This window comes from Gluconobacter vitians, from assembly GCF_015244565.1.
Taxonomy (GTDB): domain Bacteria; phylum Pseudomonadota; class Alphaproteobacteria; order Acetobacterales; family Acetobacteraceae; genus Gluconobacter; species Gluconobacter vitians.
This window is the reverse complement of sequence record NZ_JABCQG010000006.1, coordinates 1-23,572: the sequence shown is the minus strand read 5'-3', so window position 1 is coordinate 23,572 and position 23,572 is coordinate 1. Positions and strand designations below refer to the sequence as shown.

The following is a 23,572-nucleotide window of genomic DNA, read 5'->3' as shown; positions in this document are numbered from 1 at the left end:
CAGTGGCACTCCTCGATGCCTCAGGCCGGCCGATCCCCGCCGCCATGCTGAAACGCCAGAGCGCTGGCCCTACCATGGTGGGGATGCGGCCGGCTGCGGTCAGCACACCGATGGCGGGAATGAACCCGGGGTCGCTCGGACGTCTGATGCAGGCGGCGGATCTGGGGGACAGTCTGGCCTGGCAGATGATCGCAGCCGAGATCGAGCGGCGGGATCTGCACTATCTGGGCGTGTTGAGCACCCGCAAGCGGTCGGTGTCCCAGTTGCCGATCACGGTCGCGCCAGCTGATGACGGGCGCAAGGCGACGAAGATCGCGGACTGGGTCCGGGACTGGGTGGAAACCGGTCTGCTCCGGCGGAACCTGTTCGACATGCTGGATGCCATCGGCAAGGGCTTCAGCGTTCTGGAGATCGACTGGAAACTGGAGCCGGGGAACAATCGGCCGGGGAACTTCATGTTCCGGCCGCAGCGCTGGTTCGAGATCAGTTATCAGGACGGCGAGACGATCAATCTGCGATCGGACACAGGGTCACAGTTCGCGCCAGGCATTGAAGGCGGTCCTCCACTGTTCGGCCAGGAAAGCATGAGCGAGCGGTCCTTCGTCGTGCATCGGCATCCGAGCTGGTCGGGCCTGACGATCCAGAGCGGCCTGACGCGCGCAGTCGCCTGGGCTGTCATGTTCAAGATGTTCACCCTGCGGGACTGGTCGATCTTCGTTCAGAACTACGGTCTGCCGATGCGGATCGGCACGTATGGTCCCGAGAGTTCCCAGGAAGACCGAGAGGTCCTGTGGGAAGCTGTGACTGATATTGCCGGATCCTGCGCGGCGATTATTCCCAAAGGCATGGAAGTCCAGTTCATCGAGCCGAAAGGTGGCGCAGGATCGCACGAACTGCACCTTGCGCGGATCCGCTGGTTTGACGAACAGGTTTCCAAAGCGGTGCTGGGCCAGACGGGAACGGCGGACAGTCACCAGGGCGCGCATGCGTCCAGTTCCACACACCGTCTCGTCCAGGAGGATATCGAGCGGGCAGATGCGCTCCTGCTGTCGCATACGATCAATGAGCAGTGCGTAAAGTCGATGGTGGATTTCACCTTCGGACCGCAGGTGAAATATCCATTGGTCAGCATCGGCCGGCCGGATGAGCCCACGCTGAAGGAACTGATCGAGGCGATCCAGTATGCAGGACCACAGGGCTGGAAAATCCGTGCGCAGGATCTGTATGACCGCTTTGCGCTTACGCCGCCCGAGGAAGGCGATCTCGTGGTTGGGCAGACGGCGACACCGCAGCCGGTCGAACCGCCGCAGGTCGAGGCTCCGACGGTCGAGCCAGCACGGGACAAGCCCGGCACCGTGACGCCGCCCAGCATTCACCAGCCGCAGGATCCGCAGCAGCAGCCCCAGACGATGCCGGCGCAACAGCCGGAACAGACGGCGTTGCACATGCAGCTTGGTCGCCTCCTGGAACTCCATGTTCAGTCCGAGGGACCGCAGCTGGTGGAACTCATGACGCAGCGCCTTGCCCGGGATGCATCGGCTGGTCTGGCGCGTATGACGAACGCTGCACGTCAGGTCATGGAGCGGGCTGGAAGCCTTGAAGAACTTGAGCGGGATCTGAGAGCGCTCGATCTGCCGGCACATGAGTTCGAGGACGCCATGGCCAACGGCATCGCGATTGCCCAGATGGCGGGCCAGGCGCAGATGCTTCAGCAGATGCATCGTCGTGGGTGATGGTCTCGATCTGACATTGCTGGATGGTGCGGGCCTTGCACCGAGCGATGCCATCAGTTTCTTCCGCCAGAAAGCCCTGCTGCCATCCGAGCGCTTTGGCGAGGTCATGGGAGAAGCCCATGCCCGAGCCTTTACGGTGGCAGGAGCTACGTCTCAGGCGTTACTGAACGATCTCAAGGCAGCGGTGAACACGGCCCTGACCAGTGGGACTACGCTGGCGGACTTCCGGAAGGATTTTGACCGCATCGTCGCGAAGCATGGCTGGGAACACGGCAGTGATCCCGGATGGCGGGCGAAGATCATCTACGATACCAATCTCGCGACCGCCTATGCGGCAGGGCAGTATGCCCAGATGGCGACGCCGGAAGCGCGGGATATTTTCCCGGCCTGGAGATATCGGCATCATTCCTGTCCGCATCCACGCCCGGAACACGTTGCTTGGGACGGCCTTGTCCTGGCGAATGACGATCCGTGGTGGGACACGCATTTTCCGCCGAACGGATGGCGGTGCCATTGCACGGTCGAGCCGGTGACTCGCTCTGACCTCCGGCGGAATAACTGGACCATTTCAGAAGCGCCGGCGCTGGATCTGCGGCCCTGGCGAAATCCGGCGACCGGAAAGACCGAGATGGTGCCCAAGGGGATCGACCCGTCTTTCGATTACAACCCGGGCAAGGCATGGCTTGAAGGGCGGAAGGTCGCGCAGGCGAAACAGGCTCCGCTTGCACCGCGCACGCATATCGGGACGACGTCGGTGCATCATGTCCCGCCAGTCGAGCGGGAAGCGCAGCAGGCACAGGATGTCACGGAACTTCTGAAGTCGGGTGCGCGGGGCGAAGTCACGGCCGGAACGCTACCTCATGAGATCCAGCACGTTCTGGGATCCAGCACACCAGATATTTTTCTTTCACACGATACGCTGAGCAAGAACGATCCCCGTCATCCTGAGATGTTCTCTGATTACGTGAAGTTGCCGGAACTCCTACAGCGGCCGCTTATTGCCCAAAAACTTCCGAAGCCGCTGCATGTGCGCCTGATCTCAGGCCTCGGGGGCAAGCTGTATAATCTGGTGATCAAGCGGACCCGGGACGGACAACGCATCTATCTTCAGTCGTTCCTGCGGACGCGCACCGAAGAAGTCGCCCGGATGCTGCGACAGACAGAGCCGTTCTATCATCAGGACTTTGATCTATCCGATTATGATGAAAACTGACGCACCGGTGGGCCTACCACTTCCCACATTGCGCTCCTGCCCCTGAACGGGGCAGTGCTACGGCAGGTAGATTATCACCGTGTCACAGCGCGTCAGCGCCGCACAGTAACGCCGTCTGGGAGAGGATTGCAAGCATGGCAAGCATTACGCTCAAAGGCAGTTTCGCGCCCGTGACGGCAGCACTGGACGGCATTGCGGCGATCGGCCGTAACCCCGAGCCCGTGCTCCAGGCGGCCGGACAGATCGTCCTTCGTTCCACGCGGCACCGTATCGAGCAGCAGGTGGATCCGGAGGGCGTTCCTTTTGAACCGCTCAATCCGCTGTATGCGCTGACCAAGGAAGGTCCTGGCATTCTCCGTGGGCCCGACTTCAATTCCGGCCTTTACGGCTCGCTGACGGCACGGGCGACAGGCAACGTTCTGGTCTGGGGCTCAAACAAGGTTTATGCGCCTGTTCACCAGTTCGGAGCAGTAATCCAGCCCAAGAAGGGCAATCATCTGTCTTTCGAGATGGGAGGTCATCTTTTCCATGTCGACAGCGTGTTCGTCCCGGCAAGACCCTTCCTGGGCTTCACAGAGCACGACAGAGAGGATGTGGTCGATGCGCTGGAAGGTTTTCTTCGGCGTGCGATGCGTCGGGGCTGAATGAAAAGGGTGATCCGGTTCTTGAACGCGTTTAAAACGATTTAAGACGGGTCTACAGCGCGTTTACAGTCTTTCGGGTAGAACCGGAGGCACAGGCAGCCCCTGACGCCCGTCTCGGGCGAATTCTCCGGGGTGCATTGACGCCCCTGAATGAGACATGAAATCCCGCCGATACTTGCCGGGATGAGACACCTCCATCTCCACATGGCCCTTCCCGGGGGCGACGCGCCGCCTGAATGGATCCACCTGCTTCCGGCAGGGGAGTTCCGTGGCGTCGATGGTCGCGGCCCTTATACGGTCGCGGATGCCGACAGGCTGATCCTGAATTCCATGCAGGGGAAGAAGCGCCTCGTCCTGGACGAGAACCATTCCACCGATCTGGCACAGGAAAAGGGCGGCAGCGCTCCGGCCGTTGGCTGGATCGTGGAGCTTCAGTCCCGTCAAGACGGGATCTGGGGTCGTGTGGACTGGAACAAGCGGGGCAAGGCCCTGATGGAAGACAAGTCCTATGAGGGTGTCTCGCCTGCTTTCGCCGCAGCCGGGAGCGACGTCACGCGGATCCTCCGCGCCAGTCTGACCAATGTTCCCAATCTGACGCTGACCCATCTTCACTCACAGGAGCACGGGATGAACCCCTCCGACATCGCGCGGAGGCTTGGCCTCCCGGAATCCACCCCGCAGGCAGAGCTGGAAGCGGCCCTGGACCGTGCGGGCGAAGCGCTTCAGCTTCACACGCAGGTCGTCACGATCGCCGGCCTTTCGGGCTCGCCTACGGTCGAGGCCATCGTCACCGGGCTGAAGGCGAAGACGACATCCGTCGAGACGCATGCGCAGCAGCAGATCACCGCGCTGAATGACAAGGTGAAGACGCTGACGGAAAACGCGTCCCGCACCGCTGCCGAAGCTGCGGTTAAAGCCGCATCAGACAATGGCGCTGTCATTACCGAAGACATGCGTGGGGAACTGGTGAACCTGCACATGCAGAACCCGGCCTCGGCGGAGAAGATCATTTCCGGCCTGCCGAAGCTCGGCAAGACGATCGAGCGCCACACCCAGCGCAAGCCGGGGGCCAGCGATGTCGACACGCAGGTTGCTAGTCTTCTGGGTGTCAGCGTTGACGCCATGAAGAAGATGCGGGGAGACGCCTGATGCTCAAGGCTGATCGCACGCTTCGTCAGAAGATGGGACCACGTTCCCCGCAATTTTCCGGGACGGTGGCCGCAGGTTTTACCCTGTTCCGCAATTCCATCGCCGCTGTCTGTGCGGATGGGACGCTGGTGCCGGCCGGATCCACGGGGACGCCGTCCGCACTGGTCGCCATCCTCGGTCTTGCCCGGCACATGCAGATCAACACTGCCAGCTTCCCCGGAACTGGCCCGGGCGTCGGGGGCGGTACCGCCGTTGAATGCCTGACCGGCTGTTATGCCCTGCCGTTCTCGGACACGGCCCCGACATGGGCGGACAAGGGCAAGCCCGTTTACGCGGTCGATGACGAGACCGTTTCCCTCACCCAAACGCCGGAGGGCGGCACGGCCCGTCTCCAGGTTGGTGTCTTCGCTGGCATCGACGCTGACGGCACGCCTTACACGGAGATCTGATCCATGGCCGAAATTTCCAGCGCCTTCATGCAGTCCCTGGACGTGGGTGTGCAGACCCAGTTCAACCAGTTCCTGCAGACCGCGCCGTCGATGTTCAAAAAGATCTCGATGGTGATCCCGTCCACGACCAAGGCCAATTTCTATCCGAAGCTGGATGAAATTCCCGGGATCCGGGAATGGCTGGGCGATCGTGTGATCCATCGCATGAAGGCCGGTGGCTTCGCGATTGAGAACAAGACGTTCGAAGGCACGATTTCCATCGACCGTGACGACATCGAGGACGATCAGTTCGGGATGTTCAACATCGGCGTCCAGCAGCTTGGCAAGAACGCGGCCGATTTCCCGGACCTTCTGGTTTTCAAGCTGCTGAAGGCAGGCCTGACGACGAAGTGCTGGGACGGCCAGAACTTCTTCGACACGGACCATGAGACGGCGGATGCGGACGGTAACATCATCAGTTACGCCAATATCAGCACGCCGAAGGCCGGTGAGACGGCTGGACCGATGTGGTTCCTGTTCGATACCACGCGTCCGCTGAAGCCGATGATTTTCCAGAAGCGTCGCGATTTCGGCATTACGTCCAAGACGGCACTCGATGACGACAACGTCTTCCGCAGCAAGGAATACATCTGGGGCACGGATGGCCGATGCAATGCCGGCTTCGGGCTCTGGCAGCTGGCCTATGCGTCCACGCGGCCGCTGAACTCCCAGTCCTATGGCGATGCGCTGGCGGCCATGGCGAGACAGCGTCGGATCGACGGCACGCCCTACGGCATCGTCCCGAACATTCTGATGGTGCCGTCTGCGCTGCGGGGTGATGCGAATGGTCTGATGACCTCGACGCAGGTTCCGGTCCTGGCACCCGACGGCAAGACATGGGTGTCCGGTACCAACCCCTGGAAGGGCACGGCCGAACCGGTCGCCTGCCCGCATCTGTGAGGACGGATATGACTGCCAAGAAAATCACCGAAGGCGAAAAAGCTCCCGAACAGCAGGATATCGGGCCGGAACCGCGTGTCGCGTTTTTCTCGGGTAATGACGAACGCGAAGATGCTGTCTCCGGGCAGATCATCATTGTCTGTCGGCAGCCCGGCCTGCGTCGGGCCGGGATCGAGCATCCGGCCGTCGCGGTTTACGCGTCGGAGGCGTTCACCTCCGAACAGGTCAGGAGACTGAAGGCAGAACCTCTGCTGGAAGTGCTTGGCGTTCTCTGATGGCCTACGCATCCGTCAGTGACCTGATCCAGCGCTTCGGGGAGCGTGAGCTGATCAACAACACGACACCCGAGGGCATGCCCGGGGAGTCCATTGATCAGGCACGCGTCAGTCAGGCGCTGACGGATGCCTCGGCGCTGATCGACAGCTTCCTGAACCGGCGCTTCGCCGTACCGCTTCAGGACGCTCCGGCCAGTGTCGTCAATGCCTGCTGCAAGATCGCGCGGTTCGATCTGGCCCAGAGCGGTGCTTCCCAACCGACCGAGCAGATGCGCCTTGATCAGAAGGATGCGCTGGCATGGCTGACGCTGATCGCCAAAGGCACCGTCACGCTGGATGGACAGACGGCGGCGAATGAATCGTCGTCCTGGTCTCGCATCCAGAAACGCAGACCCATGCAGGGCGGAGGCGCGCTGTGGTGAGGTCACTGTCTGACAATCAGTATCCTGACGCCCTGATCTCGGGCGGTCCTCTGGCCGTGTTGTTCAATGCGATCGACAAGCGGCTGAAGGAACTGTTTGACCCCAAAGTTTATACGCATGTCGTGATCCCGCCCCGGGCATCCGCACGGGACTGGGAGAACCTGACCGGGCGTATGCCGATGGTCGGGCTCGGATGGATGGGGTGTCGTCCGTCGGAACGTGCCGGAGCCAGCTTCCGGGGGGATGCCCAGTTCGCGCTGATCCTGCTGACAAGGCAGCAGGCAGGACGGAAGGCGTATTTCGGTGACGGGACGCTTCCGGGTGTGCTGGGACTGGGGGCGCTGGCGGGTATGGGGCTCCATGCTTTCCGGGTCGACGGCGTTGGATCCTGCCGTGTTCAGCAACTGGCCGCAGCCGGAGACCAGGACTGGATCCCGAACGGCGTTGCTTCGGTGCAGCTTCAGATCACGGTGCCGGATATCGCGTTCGACAGCCCGGAACTTCTGGAGCAGCTCGATACACTCACATCGCTGTCCAGCACCATGGTGGACAGCTCTTCTGGAGAAACGTTGTGACGGCAATTCTGGTCGCACCAGCGCAGGGGCGTCGTGTCGTGACGCCTTCAGGACAGCTTGTCCCTGAGAAATTCAAGGTCAATCCGGCCGATCCGTACTGGGCGCGTGCGCTGAGGGACGGCGATATCGTTTCGGTCGATCAGGCTGTGACACCTGCCGTTCCGGCAGTCGTCCAGCCGGTGACCGACACTCCTGCGGAGAAGAAGTGATGGATTTCCAGCAAATCCCAGGGGACTGGCAGGTTCCGGGTTCCTACACTGAAATTCAGGATGTCCCGGCACAGGGAACGCTGGCAGGAATGCCGCTGCGCTGTGTGATTGTGGGGCAGATCAGTGGTGGAGCAGCCACGCCAAACACCGTTTATACAGATGTGACGCCCACGCAGGCCGTACAGCTCTTCGGTGTTGGTTCGGCCATGGCACAGGCTTTGCGCGCGTTTTCCAAGGAAGTACCGACGCTTGCGGTTGATGCTGTGGGTGTGGCACCGGTGACCGGAGCTGTCGCCGCTACCGTCACGCTGAAATTCTCCGGTGCTGCCACGTCGGGAGCAACAGGCGCAGCGGTGCTGGGCGGCCGACGCATCTCATATGCAGTGACGTCCGGAATGACGGCATCGCAGGTCGCCAACGCTTTTGTCGCGGCCTGCAATACTGCATCCGCCAATGTCGCCACGACTGACCTGAAAGCCGCAACCGGCCTTTCCGCCACGCTGGGTACCGATGGTGTAACCGTTACGGTGCAAAGCTGGGAGAAAGGCGCATTCACCAATGATTTCGACGTGCGCATTTCATCCGCGTCGTCGGATCAGGTTCCCGGGATCTCTGTGGCGATCACCTGGAACAATAACGGTGCGGGTTCCCCTGATATCACGCCAGCACTCCAGGCACTGGGTGGAACCTGGTACACGGACATGGTCCTCCAGCTGAACGATCAGGCCAATCTTGGCGCGGCCGTTCAGGAAGCGAAGACGCGCAAGAACGCCATGGTTGCGCAGGACCTGCGCATCTGGGCCGCGTTCCGTGGCACGCAGGGACAGATCCTCAATCTGACGCAGGCCTTCTCTACGAGCGAGGATCTCGTCCTGATCGGAGAGACAGCGCCACGATGGTCGACGTGGAATGCGGCGGCCATCGCAGCCGCACAGGGCGCGCAGTCACTGAACAACGATCCGGCACGTCAGCTGCGCGGGCTTCCGCTGAATGGATTGGCGGGACTTGCTCCGGATCCGGCCGACCAGTTCAGTCCGACCCAGCGCAACGTCCTGCTGAAAGCGGGCTGCACGACATTGCAGATCAACCGCGACGGAACGATGTCGTTCGAGCGCGTGATTACGACCCGTCAGATGGACCCGCAGTCACAGGTCGCGACCGGTCCGTGGGATGTCATGATCCCGGCGATCGGAGCGCGGGTGCGATACGAGTGGGACGCCTATTTCGAGGCCACCTACTACAACGCCAAGATCGCGGACGAAGGGTCCTCGTTGGAAAATGCTCCCGGAGTGGCGACCCTCCGGACGCTGAAGGCCTCATGGATCGCGCAGTCTCTGCTGTATCAGGCTCAAGGCTGGATCGATGATGTTGCGACGCTGGGACCGCAGGCCGTGTTCGAGCGGGATGCATCCAACCGCAACCGCGTCAACGCAACGCTGCCGATCATGCCCATGGGCTCCCTGATCGTGATGGCCAATATCCTTCAGGTACAGGTGTAAATCATGGCTTCAACACTCGGCATTGCCAAACTCTACTGGCGCGGCAAGAAATATGACGTTCAGAAGGGCGTCAGATGGCGTCTGCCGGGCATGCAGAACAATGACCAGAACGCGACGGACCGCACGTTGCGTTCCCAGGCCTGGCAGCAGGGGATGTGTCAGGCAACGGTCATGATCACGAATGAGGACGACGAAAGCACGTTCGATCCGGCCCTCGGTGAAGGCGAGCTTCAGATCCAGACGGATCTCGGAACCACCTACGTCTTCCCGGACGCCTATGTGCGTTCCTTCCCCGATGTCCAGGACAACGGTCAGGCGCCCGTCACCTGGTCCCTCAGCACCTATCAGAAGATTTCCGCATGACCCGCAAAATGTCTCTTTCCACTGAGCTTCCGCCTGTCGCTGATGGCCGCCCGGAGCTGCCGTCTGGCTGCTCCTGGCAGGATGACGGTTCCGTTCTGATGGTTCTGGGGCGGCCCGTATCCTTTTCCGAGACTTCCGGAGGGAGCACGCGGAAGGTCGATATTCCGGAGCTGGTCTTTCAGGAACTGACCGCGGGAGATCTGATCGACAGCACCGAGTATCGGACGCCCGGCACGAAAACCCTGTTTCTGCTCTGCGCATCCACCGGACGTCGTGGTCCGGCGGGGGAGAACCTTCTGCGCAGTATGACGGCGCGCGATTACAAAAAGGCGGTCCTCATCATCGAAGTTTTTATCAGCGATGGCCCCCAGACTGGAACGTCAGTTTAGTCGGGATTGCCAATAATCTGCACTTCGGCCGCTCTGACCTTCGGGCATTGCGGCTGGGTGAACTGATGTTCTGGTGCGCGTCCGGCCATCAGTATTCACAGGAAGTCCGGGCGAAGTTGAAGCAAGAGGCGGATCATGTCGGGCAGTCTGACGGCACAGTTTGAACTGACGCTGGTCGATCAGATGTCCGGCCCGGTCGAGAAGATCGAGCAGGGTCTCGACCGGCTAAATTCGTTCCTGGACAAACTGGCGCATAACCCGGCCTTTGATGAGGTCTGGGAGCCCGTTCCGCGCTGTGTGGAACAGACCACTGCTCTTTCTGAAACGCTGGAACAGGCCACGTCTGCCGCCACGGTGCTGGGCGAAGGGTTGGAAGTTGCAGCCACGGCGGCCACCGAAGCTGGCAGCGCCATGGAGATGGCGGCCGAGGGCGCAGGTGTGCTTGACGCGGCCCTGGCACGGACCGGAACTGGCAGCGATGCGGCCGTGATCGGGCTGAACGCCGTGACCGAGGCGGCCGAGCGTACGAGCGCCGCGATCGACCGGGCATCCCGGACACCGGGTTTCGGTGCGCCGCGTTTCCCCGGAGATGCGCCGCCAGGCGAAAGCGAGGAACGTCCGGGGTATGGGCGCAGGGTCTGGGGCTCTGTTCATGAATTCGGCCATGCGGCCGAGCACTCCGGCATGCAGTTGATGGGAGCTGCTGGAACAGGGTTGATGTTTATCGAACCCATCCACGCGTCGGCTGATTACCAGAACAACGCCACACATATCGGCATCACGCTCGGGAAACATGGTACGGCTGACTATACATTTGCTCAGGAGTGGGAGCGCGACATTGATCGAATGGCGCGAGCTTATGGTCAGAATTCCAGTGAGCTGATGGAAAGCAGTTCTTTCCTGAGCATGGAAGGTTACTCAGAACAGCGACTGCGGGCGTTTTTGCCGACAATTGCAGAAATTTCAACTGCCTATAATGCTCGGCCAGACCCTGTGGGACGCACTGCATTTTCTCTTGAACACAGCCTGGGAATCAACAGTTCCGAGCTGCCGCAAGGACTGGCTGATTTGGCGCGGGTCGGAAAGATTTCTGCACTCGATATGTCAGAGCTCGCTCCACTTTTCCCAGAAGTGGCAGCCCATGCAGGGGGGTTGGGAATGCACGGGCTTCGCGATGTTGCAGATCTTGGTGCAATGCTTGCAGTGGCGCGCAAGTCTGTTGGTCAGGCAGGATCTGCGACAGCCGATCTGACGAATTTCATGCAAACGCTGACATCTCAACATGGCATTCAGCGCATGGGGAAAGTTCTCCATGTCGATTCAGTTCATCAGATCGTCACGGATGTTAAGGCTGGTCGAGATCCACTTGAACATTTCATTGACGAAATTGCAGCCATCCACGACCCGGAGAAGCGCTTGAGGGTAGTGACATCCTTGTTTGCGAACCAGCAGGATCAGGGGTTTGCGCGCGCTCTCTCTGGAAATATTCTGAGTTACAGGAGCTATCGAGACGAAATCCGTGGGACTAGCCCAGCCATGATCAAGGATGATTATGATACGGCGCGCTCCAATTCACAGCTGACGCAGCTCAACGCGTTCGAGGATAGTCTGACCCAGACTGGACGTCATATCGGGACCGGATTCGTTCCAACGATGGACGTTCTGACCACTGGGTTCCATCACCTGCTGGATGCATGGGACGAACTCGACAAGAAAGCCCCTGGCGTCGACACTGCATTTCTGACGGTGACGGCTGGTGCGCTGGCTCTTGGAACAGGAGTGGGAGTTTTGGGAGCTGCGGCTGGTCCGATGAAAGCGGGTAGCGCGATCATCACGACAGCCTTCGAGGGGATCGGCGTCGCCGGACTGGCGGCGACGTTCGAAGTCGGAATCTTTGTGGCTGGCATGGCGGCGGCCGGATACGCGATCTATCACAACTGGGACCACATCAAAGGAATGTTCGTCTCGTTCGAGCACTGGATATCAGGCTGGGGCGACCGGGTTTCAGGCATGGTGTCAGGTGCGTTTACACACATGTTCCCCCATTTCCCGGGCTCGTCCTCGATGTCGGGGCCGCTGGTCGTGCCGACGACTGGACCAGGATGGAATCCGGGCGGAAGCCATCCTCCCCTGAAGGTCGATATCACCCACGCTCCGGGGCTGCATGTCACGGCGTCTCCGCATCCGGCGATCCACGCAACGGTGCTGCCGTCAGGCGGCCGCATGATGAACAGGCCCTGACATGAGTGGAACTCTCAGCACTCTGGGGCTTGGGTCTTTTGCCAATGTGCTGTCGGGTGCGGCCGGGGGCAATCTGGTGTCGGGTGAACTGTCCCGGCTTCTGGGGACGGCGGCACTCGGGGGTGTCACGTTCGACATCATCGACAGCCGTGAGGCGGCGGGGCGGCGCGTGTCACGGTTCCTGTTCCCGAACCGGCCGGTCGAGGATCAGAAATTCCAGGACTTCGGCACGATCGATCAGCCGATCCGGATCACGGGATATCTGGCGGGTGACGATTATGTCCTGCGGGCGGACCGCATGCGTAAGGTTCTGCTCAAGGCCGGGCGGCAGACGCTGGTGCATCCGTGGTGGGGGCGACTGAAGGTTCGTGTTCTGGAGCCGGGCGAGATCCAGTTCTCGGCGACACGGCTGCGAATTGCGCAGTTTCAGGTCACGCTGGTTCGGGATCCCGAGCCCTCTGCGACTGGCGGTCTGCTCCAGAGGATCACTGACACGCTGACCAATCTGCTGGAACAGGCGGACGCGATTGTCGACGATGTGACGTTGACGGTCCAGGCTGTTCTGGCTCCGCTCGCCATTCCTCTGGCGCTTTCCGGGGTTGTGGGATCGTTTCTGTCGCAGGCGTCCGGCGTGTGGGACGCCCTGACAGCCAGCGCGCCGCAGCCCCTTCAGACCGGAGTCTTACAGGCCCGGGCCGTTCTGGCCGCAGGCGTCAGCGTGCCGAGCAGCAATGGAGATACGGCCTATGCTGATGCTGTGACGGCGGCGCTGGCGGCTGTGCCGGCTGCGGCTGTGACCGCAATCACGGATCCGTCCCTCTCGGTCGTCGCTCCGGCACAGCAGATCACGGGCGATGCGGCCGAGATCGTCGATGCCACCACCGTCATGGCGCTGCTGTTGTCAGCGGCGGTGCAGATCGGCGCGGTTGCGGACACGCTGTCGAATACGTCCACCGTCCCGGCCGAGGCTCTGACGCTTGGCGTGGCGGCGCGGGCGCTGATCGTCTCGCAGATGCTGGGGGCGTGGGGCGGTCTGGAGTTCGTGAGCGGCGCGGATGCCGTGGCAGCACGGGATCAGCTCATCGCGGCCATTGATGCCCTGAAGACAGATCTGGAAAATGCGGCGTCCGCCGGATCGTCAGTTTCGCTGTCGGGGCTGTGGGGCAGCGTCCAGTCGGCCCGCATGGCTCTGGTAGCAGACTGTTCCTCGCAGGTCGGACGGCTGCCCCGGGTGGTGGCGGTTCCGGTGGCCGCAACCGTTTCCGGATGGGCGCTGGCCTATGCGGTGGCGGGGGATGATGTTTCGCAGGTGCAGGGCATTTTCGACGACCTGATCAGCCGGAATGCGATCGGTCATCCGGCGCTTGTAGGTCCAGGAGACATTCAGGTTCTGGAGCAGTCGACATGAGCCAGTCAGTCACGGTTCACGGGCGGCGCTGGATTGTCCGGATCAACGGGCACATCATTCATAACTGGACGTCCTGCGAAGCTGGGGTGGATCTTGGAGAAATCTCCGGCGTCTTTCGGCTGGAATTTGTGGAGAGCGTCCCTGACGGTGACAGTTTTTCTCCGACTGTCCGGGTTCATGACCGCATCGAGATCGAGATTGCTTCCGTGGTGGTGCTCCGGGGGTATGTCGAGGCCCTGAACGTCACGGCGGATGAGCGGTCGCTCCGGACGGTGGCTTCGGGGCGGGATGTCACGGGCGATCTGGTGGATTGTGCCGCCAATCCCACCGGGCCGGCCGAGTATCGGAAAATCCTTCTGGAGACGGTGGTGGGCCACCTGACCCAGCCTTTCGGGATTTCCATTGATCGTCAGATCGAGACAGGCGCGCCTTTCACGCTTGTGGCGCTGGAGCCTTCCGATACCGTGCTGGGCGCGATCGAGCGGCTGTCACGTCAACGTGGCGTTCTGGTGACTTCGGACGGTATTTCGGGTCTGATCCTGACGAAAGCGGGACAGACGCGGGCGCAGGACCGGCTTGTCTGGCCGGGCGGGAATGTGCGGCGCATGGAAGCGCGGGTGTCGCAGCGTCATTCCGACACCTGGGTCAAGGGGCAGTTCAACAGCCTCTCAAGGGGCACTAAGGGGGCCTTGAATGCGTCTTCAGCCCCCTCTGCATTCTCGCCTCCTGGTGGTCTGTCAAAGAAGGAACTGGGAGCATCCTGCAAGTACGGTCATTGCGTGGACCCGGATGTGCATCGCTACCGGCCGATCGTTCACCTGGCGAAATCGCAGTCGGGCGGATCTGTGGCGGCACAGGACAGTGCCAATCCTGCCCTCGACAGCACGGCACAGGGAACAGCCCAGGATGCACCGGCCGGATCGGCGTATCGCGCTGGAAGCCGCAGGATGAAACGGACCGCGACGCCACCACGGCAAGGCTCCGATCCCTGGACGCTGCAGGATCAGGCGCTGTGGCGCATGCGGACCGCCCGGGCGCATGCCACGGCCTATGTCTACACGGTGCCCGGGGTTCTGAATGCCGCGCATGAACTGTGGCGCGCCAATCAGCTCGTACCGGTGCGGGATCTGTACAACGGCATTGATGGCGACATGCTGATCGGCGCTGTGACATGGGTGGCGCAGGGAAATCTGGAAGAGACGCGGATCTCGGTGGTTCCGCCCGACGCCTATGATCTGACGGGAGAAGCGGATGCGCCGGCGACATCGGGGCGTCGCAGTACGCGGCTGTCGCAGTCTTACGGAGGGGCGGCATGAGTGATCCGCTGACGGAACTGCATTACGCACAGCGGTCGCAGACCCTCCGCGGCGTTGTCCAGGACGTGAATGATACCGGTCCGGACCAGACGGTTTCCGTGCAGATGCATTACGGGCAGGAGCGCTCATCCGTTCCGGTTCATCAGCCATTCGGCTTTTCCAGTCATGCTCCGGTTGACGGGGCTGTCACACATGTCGTCCAGAACGGCGGAGATCCGTCTGATCTCTTCGCATTGCCTCCGGCCAATCCGTCTGCGGCGCGGATGAGCGGCATTCAGGAGGGTGAGACGATCCTGTATGATGCGACCGGGCAGAAGGTTTATCTTCAGGGTGGGAAAATTGTCCGCATTGACGCGCTGGAAGAGATGCGTGTTTCAATAGGCGGTCAGACGGTTCTGGATGTCACGCCCGAGGGTGTGACGATCACGGGAGGCCTGATCGTCAGCAAGGGGATCAAGGCCGGTGACGATGTCGTGGCAGGATCCATATCTTTGCAGAACCACCTCACCACGCAGGTTATGAGCGGAAACGGTACGAGCGGAAAACCAAAGTAACGGGGTGCATTGGCATCCCTGAAGGCGGAACTCGCTCGCGGGCATGATGCCCGAATGCCTACGACGACGCAGTTTTGCACAATGCAGATGGGGATCAATCCGCTCACGGGCGAATGTGATCTCGTGATCGCGCCGTCCGGCAACGGACGCGGGCGGATCGGTATTGACCGCACGCCGGCGTCCGCCCTGCTGATCACCCTGGGCACGGACCGCCGTGCGGATCCCGATGACATCACACCCGACATGCAGACAGCTCCGGCCGGAACAACGACTGCGACGTTTTCGCGGCGGGGATGGCCTGGAGACATTCTTCTGCCAGCGGGTCAGAGGCTGGGAACACGTGCATGGCTTTACGACCGCGGTAAACGCGACGAGGCGACCCGGACAGGAATTGTCGAGGCCCTGACGGAAGGCGTCGCGGCGATCGAGGACTACCACGGCATCGATATCAGTGTGACTGCGCAGTGGAGCACGAACCGGCGGGATCTGCTGACCGCGACTGTCAGTGCTCTGGGTGTGACGGTTTCAACGCAGGTGCGGACCCTGTGAGCGCGCAGATCCCGACACCATCTGCTCTGGCCCAACGGTTCATCGCGGCTCTGAGCGCACAGCAGTTCATAGCCAGTGATGGTACGACGGTGACGCTGGATGCGATGGCGCCGGCAACGTTTGAAAGCGCACTGGCGATCCTTGCCGGCCTGACGGATTACGAGATCTATCTCTATCTGCGCGATCAGCTGCTGGAGCTGATGGTAACGACGGCGACCGTCACGCCCGGCACGGGTCTGCTCCCCCAGCATGCGAAGATCTGGGGCGTGCCCCGCGTCGGAGCCACAGCGGCTGTCGGGTATTTTCTGATGGCGTCAACGGCCACCGCGCCTGTCACGGTCCCGGCCGGGACGGCGATCACGGTGGATGGAACCGTCCAGTGGACGACCGACAACGCCGTGACGGTGGCTGCGGGCGCTACGGTTTCGGTGGCAGTCACGGCAACGGTGACGGATGTTGCAGGCAATCTGGCCCCGAATACCGTCGCAACGCTTGTGTCACCGGTCAGTGGCATCGGGACTGTGGTGTCCGATCAGAACGGACTGACAGGCGGCGCACCGGTGGAGGGCGTGGAAAGCTGGCGGGCGCGGATTATCGACGAGATCCGGAACCCGCCAGGCGCGGGGACGGTTGCGGATTATACGAAATGGGCGAAGGACGCAGGCGCGCTCGTCGTCAATGTCGTGCCTGCCTATACGGGGCCGGGAACCGTTGGAATCCTGTTCCTTGCCTCTGATTACGCTGTGCCATCACCGGCCCAGGTCACGGCGATGCAGGCGGCGATTGATGCAAAGCGACCCGTTCGGGGCAATGCCACGGTCTATGCGGCCGAGGTCGTTCCACAGAACCCTCAGATCCAGCTTAACCCGGATACGGCCGCCGCAAGAACGGCCGTTCAGGACGCTTTGGCGCCATATTACCTGAGCGTCGGGCTTGGCGGCCGTGTCTACGTCGAAGCGCTTCAGGCACAGATTTCAACGGCGGCCGGACAGAAAAATACGCTCGTTTCGCCAACCCAGGATTTCACGCTGGCAGCAAACCAGCAGCCTGTTCTGGGTGCGATCAACTGGGGAGACGCATCATGAGCGGTTTCTGGAGATATCCACGTCTGGCCGCTGTAACCGGCAATGAACTGCTCGTGGCGTCAGATGCTCAGGGCACACAGACGGTGACGATTACCTTGGGCCAGATCGCGGGAGCCCCGGCCACCAGTGAGGCATCGGGGCAGTTTTACGCTGATCGTGGCGCGGGCATCTCCCGTCGGGCCGATCGCCTGCTCATCGGCGCAGCTGCCGACAATGAGGCATCCTCGACCCGCGATACGACGCAGACGGACTGGCTGTCAGCGTTGATGGCAAGCACATCCATCGGGGCATGGCCGGTCTGGGGAGCGACTGCTGCGAGCCTCACCAGGTTTGGCAGCATCGGGTTTCTCGCTGCGTCACACACCAGTCAGGTTGCCGCCAACAAGGCAATGCTGGGCTATCTGCCCAGTTCGATCGGCATTGCGAGCTGGGGCGTAGCGGATGATACCACCAACCCGACGAATGCAACGGCCTACGCCTATTACGGCGAGGCATGGCGCATGGCGGGCGTCAACTATCAGCCCACCTTCGGCATGGAGTTGGAGGCCGTCAATTTCGGTGGTGTCCCGACCGGAGAGTCAACGCCGTTTCATCCGAACAATGGCGGCGGAACCTATGGCATCCAGCTTGGTTCCGGCGGAGGTCAGACCTCGGGTACCTCCGACGCCGAAGCCGGGATTGTACTCGTCTCCAACCCGAACCGTTACCGGACAGGTGTCATCTTCGCTGCCGGATCCCTGACGGGAGATGACAGCGGGTCTGGCGATGGCGCGGGCATGGCCGTCAATCTGGCTCCCGGGCACATCATCGGCTGGTGTACGCCCGAAACCGTTCAGAACGTGCAGGGCGCGGAAGGCGGCTTCACGATCCAGAGTCAGGTAAAGACCGCCACCAAGGGATCCCGCATCATCGCGCAGGACGGCAGTGTCAGCATCACCACATCCGAGGGCAATGCGGTTGCCTCGGTGATCATGCCCGACGGCACTCCGACGAACACCCTTCAGGTTCAGGCAGGGGTCGGGCAGCAGGCTGCGGGGCTGTATGTCGCGGAAGGTTCTGGGGGGTCCGGCAATCTCGGGCTGTATCCGGCTGATGGCGGCGAATTGCAGATCACATCACCTGTGACCGGGTCGGGTTCGTCGCTGGCGAACAACGAGGTGCCCCAGGGCTGGCTTCATATCAATATCAACGGCACCGACTACCGCATTCCGCTGTTCAGCGCTGCACAGGCGGGTGGCTGATGACCATGATCGTTGATCAGCAGGGTTTCCCGGTGGTCGATACCGCCGGTCAGCTTCTGCAGGACACGGGGACCGCAGGCTCCCGCACTGCCGAGCAGATTGCCTGGGAACGGCTTTCCCTCCTTGGGCCAGGAAGTGCCTGGGGCGGCCCTAATCTGGCAGCGCTCATTCAGGCGTTCTCTGAGCCTCGTGCTGTCCTGGAAGCGGACGTCGCTGCGCTGAGGCAGGAGATTTCTCCTAAGACCAGTGTTGTTCTTCTGGACGACTATAAAACCCTGCTCGGACCAGATCCGGACGGGCGCGATACTGGCAGTCTGACGACGACACAGTGGCAGGAACTGCTGCAGTCGCGGTGGATTGGAACCGGGGGTGCCCGGATCTCGGACTTTGTGGCTTTGGGCGCATCGTTCGGCGTTGGAGTCTCGATCACCGAGCCGCAGCCGGCGATCTGCGGAGCTGCACGTTGCGGGGCAGCCCGGGCCAGCCAGCACACGCTGCGTTTCTGCTGGATCGTAGATCTGGACGCCAGCAACTCCGGCCTTGTCACGGCCATTCGTGCGGCCGCTCCGGCAGACACTACCGTCTATTTTCGAGTCAATGGGAACTGGATCTGATGGATTACCCGACAGCGGCAGGAACGATTGTCGACGCATCCGGCAGACGGCAGTTTGCCGACGTCGAGCCGGGCCAGCAGGATGGAACAGATCTGTGCGCTGCCGTGTTCAATCCACCGACAAACGAGATCGTCAACGTCATAAGGCAGGCGGGTCTGGCACCGAATGCCGGGGATGAGACCCAGCTTTGGCAAGCACTCCTCGCGCTGGCGTCGACGGCACTGACCCGCACCAATTTCTATCAGGGAAATGCTGGATCGACGGGTTCGAACGTCGCCTGGAGCTTTACGGTTCCGCCAGGGGTTTACCGGATCCGGCTGAAAGGATTTGCAGCGGGTGCAGGGGCCGGAGCGGGTGGCGGCAACAGCTCGTCCGCGCCAGGCGCTGGCGGTGGCGGCGGATCAGGCGCGTCCCTTGAGGACTTCTACCTTTCCGTTGTGCCAGGCGATGTCATATCCGGCACGATCGGGATGGCCGGTCTTGGTGGCATCAACAACAGCACCAGCGGCACGGATGGCGGCAGCCTCACCATCCTGAAGAACGGCGCGCAGGTCGTAACACTTGGTGGCGGAAAGGGCGGCGCGAACTCCCAGGAGGGCCAGCAGGCGGCCGGTGGAACTGGCGGCACGGTCACGTGGGGTTCCGGGTTTAATGGCGTTGGCCTGTTTGGCGGCGGCGGCTCTTACGGCATTTACGAGAATGCCACCACGGCCATCGGTGGCTTCGGTGGCGTGCCGTTTGGCGGTCAGGGGCCAGCGGTCACGAACGGGAATGCGTCGGTCGGTCTTGATGCGACGGCCTATGGCCATGGCGGATCGGGCGGGACAGGCACGGATCGCGGAGGCAACGGCGGCCCGGGCGCGCTGTGGCTGACGTATTGAGGCCCGGCATGAGCGCCCTGATCGTCAAGCAAGGCCAGACCTTCGTCTTTCATGCCACCATCAGCGACCGGAATGGCGCGGTGGTGGGCCTGTCCGGTTATCAGATCTCGTCGCAGATCCGGGACGCCCTGGGCAATCAGGTGGACACGCTGAAAAGCCGCCTTCCGGTTGGCCGTGTGGGGGTCGTGAACCTCTGGAGCGACACCGGAACCACAGGCTGGCCGGTCGGCCGGCTGTTCTGTGACCTGCACTTTGTCCGTCCGGACGGTGTCATCCAGTTCACCGAAACTTTCTCGATCATTGTGGCCGCTCCGATTACGCGGCCGGGAGCGACCTCATGAGTGTTGATGCGACGTCAAACAGTACGCCAGCGGCCGTGACCGTATCTTCCGGATCGGCGCAGGACGCAGCTCCGACGATCACTGCCATCGGTTTCAATGCCGATACTGCCGAGCTGGTTTTCACATTCAGTGACGGGTCCCAGATCTCCGTTACCGGGCTGGCTGAGGCGATTGCGCAGTCACTGGGCGGCGCATCGCTGGCTGTTCTGGATGTTGGTGGGTCTCTCATTCTGGGCGGCAAGCCGCGCCTCGGCATTTCGGGCGCAGGCAATCTGACCCTTCCGACACCGGTTCCGGACAGTACGGCCGATTACACGCCGGTTTCCGGGACAAACGAAATCTATTCACAGGCGGGCTCGCTGGGAGTTGCACAATGAATCTGCGTCTTATCGGCTTGTCGGCCATCGCTCTCCTTTTCACCGGGACTGCTCTGGCCCAGGCACCTGTGCAGACCCGTGGCGGAGGTATTCAGGGGCAGGCCACGAACTCGACCTGGAAAATCGGACCAGACGGGATCGCCCATTTCGCGGCTCTTGATCCGACTACGGTCATCGGTGGCCAGAACCTTGGCGACATCATGGCCCAGGTCAACGCTGCGGTGGCTGGGGTGCAGAATGCCGTGACCAAGGATCTCGTCAACAATCCCAACGGCGTGGCAGGCCTGAACGCTGCTGGAAGCATGGCAGAGCCTGTTGCCGCAGGTCCGTTGCTTGGCGGGGCCGCCATCCCTTCGGTTAGACTCGGTCTGGATCCTCAGGCTGTGGATCCGACCACAAAGCAGCCATTCCTGTTTGGCGGCAATTCCGACGTCTACCTCGGTGGATATCCACAGCCAAATCTGGCTGGCAGCCCTCTCGGATACTGGGCGGCCTTTCCGGTCAACCTTATTGTTGGTGGCAGTCCTTCCGGCCCTTACAATGCGGGGTGTTCGCTCTGCGTTTACACGGACGCCTCATTCCAGAACAAGCTCGTCGCGGCTCTCTCCGGCGACGACTATTCGGGCGGCTATGTCTCGTCGGGTTTCGACGTAGCGGCGTTCTTCGCATCAGCCGGAACGCAGAACGCGCGTCTTGCGCTCCCGGTCGCGTCCTACACGAAGAACACGGTTGTGCTTTCGACCGCGCTGACACCGGACCAGTTGCTGCACGTCAAGCAGGGCATGTTCATCTCCACGAACTCTCTCGTCCCCGGACGCGGACCGACCGTGATCGGGGACGCGCAGCTTCCTGTGAAAGATTATTATGCCGGTATCGTGCAGAGCGTTTCCTCCGATGGGCTGACAATCACGGTCTATGGATGGGCGGCCACAGGTACGCAGTCCGCAGGTGACGTTCCGAGCACCACATCGCTCGAAAGCTATTACTGGCAGAATTACACCACGCCCTATGTGTTCATCGGCGCCCCGACCAAGATGTTCGGGCGGAACACCTACATGACCTATGACGGCTCTCGCACGGGCGATACGGGGCAGCCTGCGACATCCTCTGTCCGACAGTTCGAGGGCGAGGAAATGGATTTCAACACGTCCAACGCAGACAAGACGCCTGACCACAGCGTGTCATTTCACGGCTGGACTTTGGGCGGTTCCAACATGAACCCCAACATTCTAACCAGCGAAAGCTACGGTCTGCTGCTGGCTGACAGCCTCCCCAACTATCTGGAAATCGCAGACGCTTGCGGATCGAACGCAATCGACAGTGGTGGCTACCATCTTCCGGGCGGCTGTATGCTCGGGACGGCCCTGAACAACAAGGCGGAAGCGTTCGAATATAACCTGTTTGCGAACGGCAACAACATGCATTGGGGTATGTGGTTGAACCGCGAAACAGATGCATCATCCGGCTGGACGACTACTTCTCTGAACCTTGGCGGCAACGTGGATGGGACCAAGGGGAGTCTCGGCAGCTCCGGCAGCGCGATTGCGCGTCTTGTGTGGGGCTATCAGGGCAACACCGGCGGTCTGGATGTCGTCACGAACACCGGCGCGGATGCTCTTCGTGTGACGAATGACCGCATCACGGTTCCCGGTGTGCAGGTAAATGGGACGATCTACTACTACCCTACCAGCGGGTCTGCGGTTCAGGCGCATATCGCGTCGGATGCAAACGGTATCCTGTATCTGCAATCTGATAATGGCGGCCATATCCAGATCGAGGGAGATGGTGCCGCAACAGGCAACTTCACGGCATCGTCGCTTATCAGCACAAGCACGAGTTATTTTCGTGCCAATGCGTATTTTCAGGCGGGAACCACGTCGCAGGCACATATAGGCGCAGACAGCGGCGGCAACCTGTATTTCCAAACCGACAACGGCGGCCACATGAAGTTTAACACCGCCACAGATTTTGCAGCGCCTGTTACTGGCACGACAATCACCGGTGGGAACATCATGGCGACAGCGTGGGGCAGCACGTTCAACGGGCTGATCGCTACCGACAACATCATCGTGCAGACAGGCAAGTCGCTGGATTTGCAGGGCACTGACACGGCTGGCGGGACACAGCCGAACAGCGCCTATGTGACCAATAACAAGGGTTGGGTGGCTGTTGCTGATTATAACAGCGCAGGTCAGAACGGTTACACCGGTTTTGCGGATACAGCGGAGGGTTACGCCAGTCTGCCTGCCACGGCTCCGACCGGGGCGCGGGCCTTCTGCACGGACTGCTATTCGACTGCGAACACCAATAAAACGCTCGGCATCTCCGTCAACTTCAACGGCACAAAATGGGTTGACGCTCTGGGATACGCTCCGGGGCACTGATCAACTCTGGCGCAGGATGACGGTCTGATGCTGATTGAACTTTGGCATGAGTGGGGTTCCACAGTTGAATGGGGAGCTGCTGCAGTTGGAGGGTGGTGGGCCAAGGCCGCAGCAAACCGTCTTCAGGCGCAGCGCAACACGATTGATGCCAGTCAGGCAGAAACCGAGCGGATGCGCCTGTCACTGGATCGGGAACGCTCTCTGACAGAACGCGTGCTGACCTATGCCGCACAGATGCAGGCAACGTGGCGCATTCTCTACCAGCGCGAAGCCGTGCTGATCGAATATCATGCCGCCGCGATCGGTGCGCGTCTGAAGGTGCATGAGATGGAAGCCGCGCAGAACAGGCCGCAAACGGCGTTCGATCCGCTACCGGGCTATCCGCCGGTGGATGCGCCCGCACAGAATACCCTGATCACAACGTCAGACGTGACTGTTGTGACGGGGGATCAGGCTGCATCTGCCGCACCAAAGCACGGCTGATCGGAATTTATTCTGGGTCTAATTGGTAGATAAAACGCGTCTTAGATGGTCGTTAAAGGCTGGCGCGTTTTGTCCCAAAGGGGTTCCAAACCGTCTGTCCGCTAGTTCCAAACCGACTGTCGCGCTTCAGCCGTCCGAACATCATCTCGATGCGATTGCGGCGTTTATATTTTCTCTTGTCGTATTTGACCGGCTTTCCGCGAGATTTTCGTCCTGGAATGCAGGGCTTTATCCCTTTC

General features: G+C 61.4%; 26 protein-coding genes and 1 pseudogene. 26 read left to right on the top strand and 1 reads right to left on the bottom strand.

The features are described 5' to 3' along the window. Positions 1 to 2 precede the first annotated feature (2 nt). From HKD24_RS06220 to HKD24_RS06095, 26 genes are all read left to right on the top strand, one after another. On the top strand, positions 3 to 1,733 hold the full coding sequence (locus tag HKD24_RS06220; protein ID WP_322783288.1) for a DUF935 domain-containing protein: 1,731 nt from the start codon (positions 3 to 5) through the stop codon (positions 1,731 to 1,733). Further along, positions 1,726 to 2,946, top strand: coding sequence for a phage head morphogenesis protein (locus HKD24_RS06215; RefSeq protein ID WP_194259502.1), 1,221 nt, complete (start codon positions 1,726 to 1,728; stop codon positions 2,944 to 2,946). The genes HKD24_RS06220 and HKD24_RS06215 overlap by 8 nt, the downstream gene beginning before the upstream one ends. Positions 2,947 to 3,080: 134 nt before the next feature. Continuing rightward, positions 3,081 to 3,590, top strand: a complete 510-nt coding sequence (locus HKD24_RS06210) for a phage virion morphogenesis protein (RefSeq protein ID WP_194259501.1) — start codon at positions 3,081 to 3,083, stop codon at positions 3,588 to 3,590. A gap of 204 nt (positions 3,591 to 3,794) precedes the next feature. Beyond that, complete coding sequence (locus HKD24_RS06205; RefSeq protein WP_194259500.1) at positions 3,795 to 4,739, top strand: phage protease; 945 nt, start codon at positions 3,795 to 3,797, stop codon at positions 4,737 to 4,739. After that, positions 4,739 to 5,188, top strand: coding sequence for a hypothetical protein (locus HKD24_RS06200; RefSeq protein ID WP_194259499.1), 450 nt, complete (start codon positions 4,739 to 4,741; stop codon positions 5,186 to 5,188). The genes HKD24_RS06205 and HKD24_RS06200 overlap by 1 nt, the downstream gene beginning before the upstream one ends. Positions 5,189 to 5,191: 3 nt before the next feature. Continuing rightward, the gene (locus tag HKD24_RS06195; RefSeq protein ID WP_194259498.1) at positions 5,192 to 6,127 is read left to right on the top strand and encodes a Mu-like prophage major head subunit gpT family protein; all 936 of its coding nucleotides are present in this window, start codon (positions 5,192 to 5,194) and stop codon (positions 6,125 to 6,127) included. A gap of 8 nt (positions 6,128 to 6,135) precedes the next feature. Beyond that, positions 6,136 to 6,402 (top strand): HI1506-related protein, encoded by a 267-nt coding sequence (locus HKD24_RS06190; protein WP_194259497.1) that lies wholly within the window; start codon positions 6,136 to 6,138, stop codon positions 6,400 to 6,402. Beyond that, a complete protein-coding gene (locus HKD24_RS06185; RefSeq protein WP_194259496.1) occupies positions 6,402 to 6,824 on the top strand; it encodes a gp436 family protein in 423 nt (140 codons plus the stop codon). Before HKD24_RS06190 ends, HKD24_RS06185 begins: the two co-directional genes overlap by 1 nt. After that, positions 6,821 to 7,399 carry a hypothetical protein gene (locus HKD24_RS06180; RefSeq protein ID WP_194259495.1) on the top strand — a complete coding sequence of 193 codons (579 nt, stop codon included), beginning with the start codon at positions 6,821 to 6,823 and terminating at the stop codon, positions 7,397 to 7,399. The genes HKD24_RS06185 and HKD24_RS06180 overlap by 4 nt, the downstream gene beginning before the upstream one ends. Next, positions 7,396 to 7,608: a DUF2635 domain-containing protein gene (locus HKD24_RS06175; protein ID WP_194259494.1), complete on the top strand. Its 213-nt coding sequence runs from the start codon at positions 7,396 to 7,398 to the stop codon at positions 7,606 to 7,608. The genes HKD24_RS06180 and HKD24_RS06175 overlap by 4 nt, the downstream gene beginning before the upstream one ends. Next, positions 7,608 to 9,107, top strand: a complete 1,500-nt coding sequence (locus HKD24_RS06170) for a phage tail sheath subtilisin-like domain-containing protein (protein WP_194259493.1) — start codon at positions 7,608 to 7,610, stop codon at positions 9,105 to 9,107. Before HKD24_RS06175 ends, HKD24_RS06170 begins: the two co-directional genes overlap by 1 nt. Positions 9,108 to 9,110: 3 nt before the next feature. Continuing rightward, positions 9,111 to 9,470, top strand: a complete 360-nt coding sequence (locus HKD24_RS06165; protein WP_194259492.1) for a phage tail tube protein — start codon at positions 9,111 to 9,113, stop codon at positions 9,468 to 9,470. Continuing rightward, on the top strand, positions 9,467 to 9,859 hold the full coding sequence (locus HKD24_RS06160; RefSeq protein ID WP_194259491.1) for a hypothetical protein: 393 nt from the start codon (positions 9,467 to 9,469) through the stop codon (positions 9,857 to 9,859). The genes HKD24_RS06165 and HKD24_RS06160 overlap by 4 nt, the downstream gene beginning before the upstream one ends. A 135-nt stretch (positions 9,860 to 9,994) precedes the next feature. Then, positions 9,995 to 12,100 (top strand): phage tail tape measure protein, encoded by a 2,106-nt coding sequence (locus tag HKD24_RS06155; RefSeq protein WP_194259490.1) that lies wholly within the window; start codon positions 9,995 to 9,997, stop codon positions 12,098 to 12,100. Position 12,101: 1 nt separating this feature from the next. Then, on the top strand, positions 12,102 to 13,508 hold the full coding sequence (locus tag HKD24_RS06150) for a DNA circularization N-terminal domain-containing protein (protein WP_194259489.1): 1,407 nt from the start codon (positions 12,102 to 12,104) through the stop codon (positions 13,506 to 13,508). Then, positions 13,505 to 14,824 (top strand): phage baseplate assembly protein, encoded by a 1,320-nt coding sequence (locus tag HKD24_RS06145; protein ID WP_194259488.1) that lies wholly within the window; start codon positions 13,505 to 13,507, stop codon positions 14,822 to 14,824. Before HKD24_RS06150 ends, HKD24_RS06145 begins: the two co-directional genes overlap by 4 nt. Further along, a complete protein-coding gene (locus HKD24_RS06140; RefSeq protein ID WP_194259487.1) occupies positions 14,821 to 15,378 on the top strand; it encodes a phage baseplate assembly protein in 558 nt (185 codons plus the stop codon). Before HKD24_RS06145 ends, HKD24_RS06140 begins: the two co-directional genes overlap by 4 nt. A gap of 54 nt (positions 15,379 to 15,432) precedes the next feature. Then, positions 15,433 to 15,927: a phage GP46 family protein gene (locus HKD24_RS06135; protein ID WP_194259486.1), complete on the top strand. Its 495-nt coding sequence runs from the start codon at positions 15,433 to 15,435 to the stop codon at positions 15,925 to 15,927. Beyond that, positions 15,924 to 17,012: a baseplate J/gp47 family protein gene (locus HKD24_RS06130; protein WP_194259485.1), complete on the top strand. Its 1,089-nt coding sequence runs from the start codon at positions 15,924 to 15,926 to the stop codon at positions 17,010 to 17,012. Before HKD24_RS06135 ends, HKD24_RS06130 begins: the two co-directional genes overlap by 4 nt. Then, positions 17,009 to 18,253: a hypothetical protein gene (locus HKD24_RS06125; RefSeq protein WP_194259484.1), complete on the top strand. Its 1,245-nt coding sequence runs from the start codon at positions 17,009 to 17,011 to the stop codon at positions 18,251 to 18,253. Before HKD24_RS06130 ends, HKD24_RS06125 begins: the two co-directional genes overlap by 4 nt. Next, positions 18,253 to 18,867, top strand: coding sequence for a putative phage tail protein (locus tag HKD24_RS06120; protein ID WP_194259483.1), 615 nt, complete (start codon positions 18,253 to 18,255; stop codon positions 18,865 to 18,867). The genes HKD24_RS06125 and HKD24_RS06120 overlap by 1 nt, the downstream gene beginning before the upstream one ends. Next, positions 18,867 to 19,748 carry a glycine-rich domain-containing protein gene (locus HKD24_RS06115; protein ID WP_194259482.1) on the top strand — a complete coding sequence of 294 codons (882 nt, stop codon included), beginning with the start codon at positions 18,867 to 18,869 and terminating at the stop codon, positions 19,746 to 19,748. Before HKD24_RS06120 ends, HKD24_RS06115 begins: the two co-directional genes overlap by 1 nt. Before the next feature lie 8 nt (positions 19,749 to 19,756). Beyond that, the gene (locus HKD24_RS06110) at positions 19,757 to 20,089 is read left to right on the top strand and encodes a hypothetical protein (protein WP_194259481.1); all 333 of its coding nucleotides are present in this window, start codon (positions 19,757 to 19,759) and stop codon (positions 20,087 to 20,089) included. Next, a complete protein-coding gene (locus tag HKD24_RS06105) occupies positions 20,086 to 20,466 on the top strand; it encodes a hypothetical protein (protein ID WP_194259480.1) in 381 nt (126 codons plus the stop codon). Before HKD24_RS06110 ends, HKD24_RS06105 begins: the two co-directional genes overlap by 4 nt. Then, the gene (locus HKD24_RS06100) at positions 20,463 to 22,850 is read left to right on the top strand and encodes a hypothetical protein (protein ID WP_194259479.1); all 2,388 of its coding nucleotides are present in this window, start codon (positions 20,463 to 20,465) and stop codon (positions 22,848 to 22,850) included. The genes HKD24_RS06105 and HKD24_RS06100 overlap by 4 nt, the downstream gene beginning before the upstream one ends. Before the next feature lie 27 nt (positions 22,851 to 22,877). Then, entirely contained in the window at positions 22,878 to 23,333 is a 456-nt protein-coding gene (locus tag HKD24_RS06095; protein ID WP_194259478.1) for a hypothetical protein, read from the top strand. A 103-nt stretch (positions 23,334 to 23,436) separates the two neighbouring features. Here HKD24_RS06095 and HKD24_RS06090 read toward each other — a convergent pair. Next, positions 23,437 to 23,572 (bottom strand): annotated as a pseudogene (locus tag HKD24_RS06090) (IS5/IS1182 family transposase); the annotation flags it as partial.

Excerpts from the sequence above, each read along its gene's own strand:
- HKD24_RS06160 (WP_194259491.1), top strand. The coding sequence starts at position 9,467 with ATGACCCGCAAAATGTCTCTTTCCACTGAGCTTCCGCCTGTCGCTGAT.
- HKD24_RS06115 (WP_194259482.1), top strand. The coding sequence starts at position 18,867 with ATGGATTACCCGACAGCGGCAGGAACGATTGTCGACGCATCCGGCAGA.
- HKD24_RS06205 (WP_194259500.1), top strand. The coding sequence starts at position 3,795 with ATGGCCCTTCCCGGGGGCGACGCGCCGCCTGAATGGATCCACCTGCTT.
- HKD24_RS06120 (WP_194259483.1), top strand. The coding sequence starts at position 18,253 with ATGACCATGATCGTTGATCAGCAGGGTTTCCCGGTGGTCGATACCGCC.
- HKD24_RS06135 (WP_194259486.1), top strand. The coding sequence starts at position 15,433 with ATGCCTACGACGACGCAGTTTTGCACAATGCAGATGGGGATCAATCCG.
- HKD24_RS06210 (WP_194259501.1), top strand. The coding sequence starts at position 3,081 with ATGGCAAGCATTACGCTCAAAGGCAGTTTCGCGCCCGTGACGGCAGCA.
- HKD24_RS06150 (WP_194259489.1), top strand. The coding sequence starts at position 12,102 with ATGAGTGGAACTCTCAGCACTCTGGGGCTTGGGTCTTTTGCCAATGTG.
- HKD24_RS06200 (WP_194259499.1), top strand. The coding sequence starts at position 4,739 with ATGCTCAAGGCTGATCGCACGCTTCGTCAGAAGATGGGACCACGTTCC.
- HKD24_RS06140 (WP_194259487.1), top strand. The coding sequence starts at position 14,821 with ATGAGTGATCCGCTGACGGAACTGCATTACGCACAGCGGTCGCAGACC.
- HKD24_RS06095 (WP_194259478.1), top strand. The coding sequence starts at position 22,878 with ATGCTGATTGAACTTTGGCATGAGTGGGGTTCCACAGTTGAATGGGGA.
- HKD24_RS06155 (WP_194259490.1), top strand. The coding sequence starts at position 9,995 with ATGTCGGGCAGTCTGACGGCACAGTTTGAACTGACGCTGGTCGATCAG.
- HKD24_RS06100 (WP_194259479.1), top strand. The coding sequence starts at position 20,463 with ATGAATCTGCGTCTTATCGGCTTGTCGGCCATCGCTCTCCTTTTCACC.
- HKD24_RS06165 (WP_194259492.1), top strand. The coding sequence starts at position 9,111 with ATGGCTTCAACACTCGGCATTGCCAAACTCTACTGGCGCGGCAAGAAA.
- HKD24_RS06190 (WP_194259497.1), top strand. The coding sequence starts at position 6,136 with ATGACTGCCAAGAAAATCACCGAAGGCGAAAAAGCTCCCGAACAGCAG.
- HKD24_RS06185 (WP_194259496.1), top strand. The coding sequence starts at position 6,402 with ATGGCCTACGCATCCGTCAGTGACCTGATCCAGCGCTTCGGGGAGCGT.
- HKD24_RS06170 (WP_194259493.1), top strand. The coding sequence starts at position 7,608 with ATGGATTTCCAGCAAATCCCAGGGGACTGGCAGGTTCCGGGTTCCTAC.
- HKD24_RS06110 (WP_194259481.1), top strand. The coding sequence starts at position 19,757 with ATGAGCGCCCTGATCGTCAAGCAAGGCCAGACCTTCGTCTTTCATGCC.
- HKD24_RS06145 (WP_194259488.1), top strand. The coding sequence starts at position 13,505 with ATGAGCCAGTCAGTCACGGTTCACGGGCGGCGCTGGATTGTCCGGATC.
- HKD24_RS06125 (WP_194259484.1), top strand. The coding sequence starts at position 17,009 with ATGAGCGGTTTCTGGAGATATCCACGTCTGGCCGCTGTAACCGGCAAT.
- HKD24_RS06105 (WP_194259480.1), top strand. The coding sequence starts at position 20,086 with ATGAGTGTTGATGCGACGTCAAACAGTACGCCAGCGGCCGTGACCGTA.
- HKD24_RS06195 (WP_194259498.1), top strand. The coding sequence starts at position 5,192 with ATGGCCGAAATTTCCAGCGCCTTCATGCAGTCCCTGGACGTGGGTGTG.